The sequence below is a fragment of the Clostridium sp. 1001283B150210_160208_E6 genome (genome assembly GCF_015669365.1).
GTDB lineage: Bacteria > Bacillota > Clostridia > Clostridiales > Clostridiaceae > Clostridium > Clostridium paraputrificum.
Window position 1 is genome coordinate 36,864 of sequence record NZ_JADPAA010000018.1, and the last position, 8,237, is coordinate 45,100.

The window sequence follows — 8,237 nt, forward strand, 5'->3', positions numbered from 1 at the left end:
GAAGGGAGGATATACCCTTGTTTGAGTTAAATAATTTTGATGCAATACAAATAGGATTAGCATCTCCTGAGCAAGTAAGAAAATGGTCAAGAGGAGAAGTTAAGAAACCAGAAACAATAAACTATAGAACATTAAAGCCTGAAAGAGATGGTCTATTCTGTGAAAGAATATTTGGACCAATGAAGGACTGGGAATGTCACTGTGGTAAATATAAAAGAGTAAGATATAAAGGTATAGTTTGTGATAGATGTGGAGTTGAAGTCACAAAGGCTAAAGTTAGAAGAGAGAGAATGGGGCATATAGAACTGGCTGCCCCAGTATCTCATATATGGTACTTCAAAGGAATTCCATCAAGAATGGGATTAATACTTGATATGTCACCAAGAGCTTTAGAAAAAATACTATACTTTGCTTCATACGTAGTAATTGATCCTAAGGAAACACCACTTTTAAAGAAGCAACTTCTTAATGAAAAAGAATATAGAGAAGCTGCAGATAAATATGGTGAAGAAAGCTTTGTTGCAGGTATGGGTGCAGAAGCTGTTAAACAACTTCTAGGAGAAATAGATTTAGAAGCACAATCTATAGAGTTAAAAGAAGAGTTAAAGCAAAGTACAGGTCAAAAAAAGGTAAGAATAATTAGAAGACTTGAAGTTATTGAATCCTTCAAAAAGTCTGGTAATGATCCAAAGTGGATGATTATAGATGTAATTCCTGTTATTCCACCAGATTTAAGACCAATGGTACAATTAGATGGTGGAAGATTTGCAACATCTGATTTAAATGATCTTTACAGAAGAGTTATAAATAGAAATAACAGACTTAAGAAGTTATTAGATTTAGGAGCTCCTGATATCATTGTTAGAAATGAAAAAAGAATGCTTCAAGAAGCAGTAGATGCTCTTGTAGATAATGGAAGAAGAGGAAGAGCTGTAACAGGTCCTGGTAATAGACCATTAAAGTCTTTATCAGATATGCTTAAAGGTAAGCAAGGTAGATTTAGACAAAACTTACTTGGTAAGAGAGTTGACTACTCAGGTAGATCTGTTATCGTTGTTGGTCCAGAATTAAAAATGTACCAATGTGGTCTTCCTAAAGAAATGGCTCTTGAATTATTCAAGCCATTTGTAATGAAAAAATTAGTTGAAGATGGAATAGCTCATAACATAAAGAGTGCTAAGAGAATGGTAGAGAGAGTAATGCCACAAGTATGGGATGTATTAGAAGAAGTTATTGCAGACCATCCGGTATTATTAAACCGTGCTCCTACACTTCACAGATTAGGTATTCAAGCATTCCAACCAGTATTAGTTGAAGGTAGAGCTATAAAGTTACATCCATTAGTTTGTACAGCATATAATGCTGACTTTGATGGTGACCAAATGGCTGTTCACGTACCTTTATCTGTAGAAGCACAAGCAGAAGCAAGATTTTTAATGCTTGCGGCTGGTAACATATTAAAGCCATCTGATGGTAAACCAGTTTGTGTTCCTACTCAAGATATGGTTCTTGGCTCTTATTATTTAACAATAGATAAGGAACAAGAAAAGGAAGATAAATATTTCTACTCAAAAGAAGAAGCTATAATGGCTTATGAGTTAAAAGAAATAGGAGTACATGATAAAATACATGTAAAGTTATTTAAGACTGTAGATGGAGTTGAAAAAACAGGAATAATTAAAACTACTGTTGGTAAATTAATATTCAATGAATCAATTCCACAAGATCTTGGATTTGTTGATAGAAATAATAAAGATGAAGAGTTTAACTTAGAAGTAGACTTCTTAGTCACTAAGAAATCTTTAGGTAAGATAATAGATAAGTGTTACTTAAAGCATGGTCCAACTGAAACTTCGATAATGTTGGATAAAATAAAAGCCTTAGGATATCACTATTCGTCAATCGGAGCTATAACTGTTGCTGCATCAGATATGATTGTACCTAAAGAAAAGTATGATTTATTAAGAGATGCGGATGAAACAATAGAAAAGATTGAAAAAATGTATAAAAGAGGTTTCATATCTGATGATGAAAGATATGAAAGAGTTATAGAAAAATGGACTAAGACAACTGAAGAAGTTGCTGATACTCTAATGGAAAGCCTTGATAAATTTAACCCAATATTTATGATGGCTGACTCTGGTGCCAGAGGTTCTAAGTCACAAATTAAGCAATTAGCTGGTATGAGAGGACTTATGGCAAGTCCATCTGGTAAGATTATAGAATTACCAATTAGAGCATCCTTTAGAGAAGGTCTAGATGTACTTGAATACTTCTTATCTACTCACGGAGCTAGAAAAGGTAATGCCGATACCGCCTTAAAGACTGCCGATTCAGGATACTTAACTAGAAGATTAGTTGATGTTTCTCAAGACGTAATTGTAAGAGAAGAAGACTGTGGCGCTACAGATGGTATGGTTGTATCTGAAATTAGAGAAGGTAATGAAGTTGTTGAAGGCTTAGCTGAAAGATTAACAGGTAGATATCTTGCAGAAGATGTAATAAACCCTTCTACAGGAGAAGTTATTGCTAATAACGATACTTATGTTGATTCAGAAATGGCAGAAACAATAGTAGCCACAGGAGTTAAAAAGGTTAAAATTAGATCTGTATTTACATGTAAGTGTAAAATAGGTGTATGTGCTAAGTGTTATGGAATGAATATGGCTACTGCTAAGAAGATAAACATAGGTGAAGCAGTTGGTATAATAGCTGCTCAATCTATCGGTGAACCAGGAACTCAGCTTACAATGAGAACATTCCATACAGGTGGTGTTGCCGGTGCGGATATAACACAAGGTCTTCCTAGAGTTGAAGAATTATTTGAAGCTAGAAAACCTAAGGGTCTTGCAATTGTAAGTGAAATTAGTGGTACTGTAAGAATAGAGGAAACTAAGAAAAAGAGAACTGTATATGTAATGGGAGCTGATGGCGAAGAAAAGAGCTATGATATTCCATTTGGATCAAGACTAAAAGTTAACGATAATGATGTTATAGAAGCTGGAGATGAAGTTACAGAAGGTTCTGTTAACCCACATGATATCATGAATATCAAGGGTATAGATGGTGCTAGAAGATATCTGCTTAGTGAAGTTCAAAAAGTTTATAGACTTCAAGGGGTTGATATTAATGATAAGCACTTAGAAGTAGTTGTTAGACAAATGACTAGAAAGATTAAAGTTACAGATTCTGGTGATACTGAACTATTACCTGGAACAATGATTGATATATTTGACTTCGAAGAAGCAAATGAAAAGGTAAGAGAGTTTGGTGGAGAAGAAGCTACAGGAGAACAAGCGCTATTAGGAATTACTAAAGCTGCTCTTGCAACTGACAGTTTCTTATCAGCAGCATCATTCCAAGAAACAACAAGAGTACTTACAGAAGCTGCAATAAAGGGTAAAACTGATCCTCTTGTTGGATTGAAGGAAAATGTAATAATAGGTAAGCTGATTCCAGCTGGAACTGGTATGATGAGATACAGATCAGTAAAGCTTGATGTTGAAGAAGATTTAACTATGGATGACAGCTTATTAAAGGTAGAATAATACAATTCAAATTTATTGACATGCGTATGCTTAAATGATAAAATACGAGATGTGTGATTTTTAGATTCACATAGATTTGATTGTCTACATGTTTCATGGAGGCAAAGTAATTATTACTTTGCCTTTATGAATTTAATTAACTTGTTTTATCTTTTTATATTTAAATAGATAAATAAAATTCAGGAGGTGAAAGAATGCCAACTATAAGCCAATTAGTAAGAAAAGGAAGAAAAGTAGCTGTTACAACTTCAACTGCTCCAGCACTTAAGGAGTGTCCTCAAAAGAGAGGTGTTTGTACTGTTGTTAAGACTACTACTCCAAAGAAGCCTAACTCAGCGTTAAGAAAGATTGCCAGAGTAAGACTTACAAATGGATATGAAGTTACTGCATACATTGGTGGTGTAGGACACAACTTACAAGAACATAGCGTTGTTCTTATAAGAGGTGGTAGAGTAAAGGACCTTCCTGGTGTTAGATACCATATCGTAAGAGGAGCATTAGACTGTGCTGGTGTAGCTAACAGAATGCAAGGAAGATCAAAGTATGGAGCTAAGAGACCTAAGAAGAAATAGTCTCTTAACCAATTGTAGTGCTTATCTTCAGCATTTACATAGATTTATAACTTAAGTTTATATAGATGAAGGAGTTAGCACTTTACGGTATCGAAATAGTACCGAGTACCGATGAACTTAAATTATCATGTTAAGGAGGGAAGAAAAGTGCCAAGAAAAGGACATATAGCAAAGAGAGATGTATTACCAGATCCAATGTACAACTCAAAGGTTGTTACTAAGTTAATAAACAACATAATGGAAGATGGTAAAAAGGGAGTAGCTCAAAAAATATGTTACAATGCATTTGAAGTTATGGCTCAAAAGACTGGTAAAGATGCATTAGAAGTATTTGAAGAAGCTATGAACAATGTAATGCCTTTACTAGAAGTAAAAGCAAGAAGAATAGGTGGAGCTACTTACCAAGTTCCAATAGAAGTTAGAGCAGAAAGAAGACAGACTTTAGGTATCAGATGGATACTAGCTGCTGCTAGAAAAAGAGGAGAAAAGCTTATGGCAGAAAGATTAGCTGGAGAATTATTAGATGCAGCTAATAATACTGGTGCTGCTGTTAAGAAGAGAGAAGATACTCACAAGATGGCAGAAGCTAATAAGGCTTTCGCTCACTACAGATACTAATATAAAAACTGTTTTGGTTCTTTTACCAAAACAGTTTTCTAGAATTTATAATTACTCGTTGAGAGGAGGAAATTAAATGGCAAGACAATATCCGTTAGAAAAATTCCGTAATTTCGGAATAATGGCCCATATAGATGCAGGTAAGACTACAACTACAGAACGTATACTATTCTATACAGGAAGAACACACAAAATTGGTGAAACTCATGAAGGGGCTTCTCAAATGGACTGGATGGTTCAAGAACAAGAAAGAGGTATAACAATTACTTCTGCAGCAACAACTTGTTTCTGGGAAGGTCATGAATTAAATATCATTGATACTCCAGGTCACGTAGACTTCACAGTAGAAGTTGAAAGATCATTAAGAGTACTTGATGGAGCAGTTACTGTTCTAGATGCTAAGAGTGGGGTTGAACCTCAAACTGAAACTGTTTGGAGACAGGCAGATAAGTACGGCGTACCAAGAATGATTTATGTAAATAAGATGGATGCGACTGGAGCAGATTTCTTCAGATGTGTTCAAACAGTAAGAGATAGATTAAAGGCTAACGCTGTTCCAATACAAATTCCAATAGGATCAGAAGACCAATTTAAAGGAATGGTAGATCTTATATCAAATAAGGCTATATTATTCTATGACGATCTTGGAAAAGATGTTAGAACTGAAGAAATTCCAGCAGATTTAGTAGATCAAGCTGAAGAATACAGAAATGCTATGATAGAAGCAATAGCTGAAACTGATGAAGAATTAATGATGAAATACCTTGAGGGTGAAGAAATAACAGCAGATGAATTACATGCTGCTTTAAGAAAAGCTACAATAGCTAATGAAATTTATCCTTGTATTTGTGGTTCTTCATACAAAAACAAAGGTGTTCAAGAAATGATTAATGGAGTTGTTGCATACTTACCATCTCCACTAGACATTCCTGCTGTAGAAGGTACTAATTTAGAAGGTGAAGCAGCTACAAGAGAAGCTTCAGATGAAGCGCCTTTATCAGCATTAGCATTCAAGATTGCTACTGACCCATTCGTAGGAAAGCTTGCTTTTGCTAGAATTTACTCTGGTATAATAGAAAGTGGTTCTTACGTTCTTAACTCAACTAAGGGTAAGAAAGAAAGAATTGGTAGACTTGTTAAAATGCATGCTAATCATAGAGAAGAAGTTGAATCACTAGAAGCTGGTGAATTAGGAGCAATTATAGGATTAAAGAATACTACAACTGGAGATACTCTATGTGCAGAAAATAATCCAATAATTCTTGAATCAATGGAATTCCCAGAACCAGTTATAAACATTGCGATTGAACCAAAGACTAAAGCTGGTCAAGAAAAGATGGGGTTAGCATTAGCTAAGCTTGCAGAAGAAGATCCAACTTTCAAGACTTGGACTGATCAAGAAACTGGTCAAACAATTATCGCAGGTATGGGTGAACTTCACTTAGATATTATTGTTGATAGACTTCAAAGAGAATTCAAAGTTGAGTGTAATGTAGGTGCACCTCAAGTTTCATATAAAGAAACAATTAAGAAGGCTGTTAAGGCTGAAGCTAAGTATGCTAAGCAATCAGGTGGTAAAGGACAATACGGTCACGCTGTAATTGAAATGGAACCAACTGAAGGAGAATATTCATTTGAAAATGCTGTTGTTGGTGGAGCTATTCCAAAGGAATACATTCCAGCAATCGATGCAGGTATTCAAGAAGCAGCTTTAACTGGTAACATAGCTGGATACAATGTTATTAACTTTAAGGTTAAGTTAGTACACGGATCTTACCATGAAGTCGATTCTTCAGAAATGGCGTTTAAGATTGCTGGTTCTATGGCATTTAAGAATGCTATGGCTAAAGCAGATCCAGTATTATTAGAACCAATGATGAAGGTTGAAATAACTGTACCTGAAGAATACATGGGAGACGTTATAGGTGACGTTAACTCAAGAAGAGGTAGACTAGAAGGTATGGATTCAGTAAATGGAGCTCAAGTAATTAGAGCATTTATTCCATTAGCTGAAATGTTTGGTTATGCAACATCATTAAGATCAAGAACTCAAGGTAGAGGTGTTTACGCAATGGTATTCGATCACTACGAAGAAGTTCCAAAGAGCATACAAGAACAAATCGCTGGAAATAGAAGTAAATAGTTTGTTTGGTGTTACATAAAGGTAACACCAAACACTTATTAATATAAGTATTTATAAGTAAACTACAATATAAATATAGATATTGTGATATTTATAGGTTATAATAATGACTGAAAAAAGTCTTTAAATTTATTGATATATTTTAAGGAGGAATTTGCAATGGCAAAGGAAAAATTCGAGAGAAATAAACCCCACGTAAATATTGGAACAATCGGTCACGTAGACCACGGTAAGACAACACTTACAGCAGCAATCACAACAGTTTTAGCAAACAGAGGATTCGCTGAAGCATTCGATTACGCAGAAATCGATAAGGCACCAGAAGAAAAAGAAAGAGGAATCACAATCAACACTGCACACGTTGAATATCAAACAGATAACAGACACTATGCACACGTTGACTGTCCAGGACACGCTGACTATGTTAAGAACATGATTACAGGAGCTGCACAAATGGATGGAGCTATCTTAGTATGTTCAGCAGCAGATGGTCCAATGCCTCAAACAAGAGAACATATACTACTAGCATCAAGAGTTGGTGTTGACTATATCGTAGTATTCTTAAACAAAGCAGATATGGTAGACGATCCAGAATTACTTGAATTAGTAGAAATGGAAGTTAGAGAATTATTAAGCGAATACAACTTCCCAGGAGATGACATTCCAGTAATAACTGGTTCAGCATTAAAAGCATTAGAAAACCCAACAGATGAAGAAGCTACTAAGTGCATCATGGAATTAATGGAAGCAGTAGATAGCTACATTCCAACTCCAGAAAGAGCAACAGATAAGCCATTCTTAATGCCAGTAGAAGATGTATTTACAATCACTGGTAGAGGAACAGTTGCAACAGGAAGAGTTGAAAGAGGTATCCTACATGTTGGAGACGAAGTTGAAGTAGTAGGATTAAAAGAAGAAAAGATGAAGACTGTAGTAACAGGAATCGAAATGTTCAGAAAGTTACTAGACGAAGCGCAAGCTGGAGATAACATCGGAGCATTATTAAGAGGTGTTCAAAGAACTGATATCGAAAGAGGTCAAGTATTAGCTAAGACTGGATCAGTACACCCACACAGCAAGTTCGTAGGTCAAGTATACGTACTTAAGAAAGAAGAAGGTGGAAGACATACTCCATTCTTTGATGGATACAGACCACAATTCTACTTCAGAACAACAGACGTTACAGGATCAATCAAATTACCAGAAGGTATGGAAATGGTTATGCCTGGAGATCACATCGATATGAACGTTGAATTAATAACTCAAGTAGCAATGGACGAAGGTTTAAGATTCGCGATCAGAGAAGGTGGAAGAACTGTAGGTTCAGGTGTTGTTACTAGCATCATCGAATAATTT

General features: G+C 35.3%; 5 protein-coding genes. All 5 read left to right on the plus strand.

Annotation, left to right across the window (positions count from 1 at the left end):
• Window positions 1-17: 17 nt before the first annotated feature.
• The 5 genes from rpoC (at window position 18) to tuf (ending at window position 8,234) form a co-directional block, all read left to right on the plus strand.
• On the plus strand, window positions 18-3,548 hold the full coding sequence (gene rpoC / locus I4V16_RS15170; RefSeq protein ID WP_027099179.1) for a DNA-directed RNA polymerase subunit beta': 3,531 nt from the start codon (window positions 18-20) through the stop codon (window positions 3,546-3,548).
• 194 nt (window positions 3,549-3,742) lie between these two features.
• A complete protein-coding gene (gene rpsL, locus I4V16_RS15175; RefSeq protein WP_027099180.1) occupies window positions 3,743-4,120 on the plus strand; it encodes a 30S ribosomal protein S12 in 378 nt (125 codons plus the stop codon).
• A 147-nt stretch (window positions 4,121-4,267) separates the two neighbouring features.
• Entirely contained in the window at window positions 4,268-4,738 is a 471-nt protein-coding gene (gene rpsG / locus I4V16_RS15180) for a 30S ribosomal protein S7 (protein ID WP_027099181.1), read from the plus strand.
• A 76-nt stretch (window positions 4,739-4,814) separates the two neighbouring features.
• A complete protein-coding gene (fusA, locus tag I4V16_RS15185; protein WP_027099182.1) occupies window positions 4,815-6,881 on the plus strand; it encodes an elongation factor G in 2,067 nt (688 codons plus the stop codon).
• Window positions 6,882-7,040: 159 nt separating this feature from the next.
• A complete protein-coding gene (gene tuf, locus I4V16_RS15190) occupies window positions 7,041-8,234 on the plus strand; it encodes an elongation factor Tu (protein WP_027099121.1) in 1,194 nt (397 codons plus the stop codon).
• The last annotated feature ends 3 nt before the right edge of the window (window positions 8,235-8,237 follow it).

What these genes read in the sequence shown, in the direction of transcription:
- fusA (WP_027099182.1), top strand. Translation starts at nt 4,815, where the DNA reads ATGGCAAGACAATATCCGTTAGAAAAATTCCGTAATTTCGGAATAATG.
- tuf (WP_027099121.1), top strand. Translation starts at nt 7,041, where the DNA reads ATGGCAAAGGAAAAATTCGAGAGAAATAAACCCCACGTAAATATTGGA.
- rpsL (WP_027099180.1), top strand. Translation starts at nt 3,743, where the DNA reads ATGCCAACTATAAGCCAATTAGTAAGAAAAGGAAGAAAAGTAGCTGTT.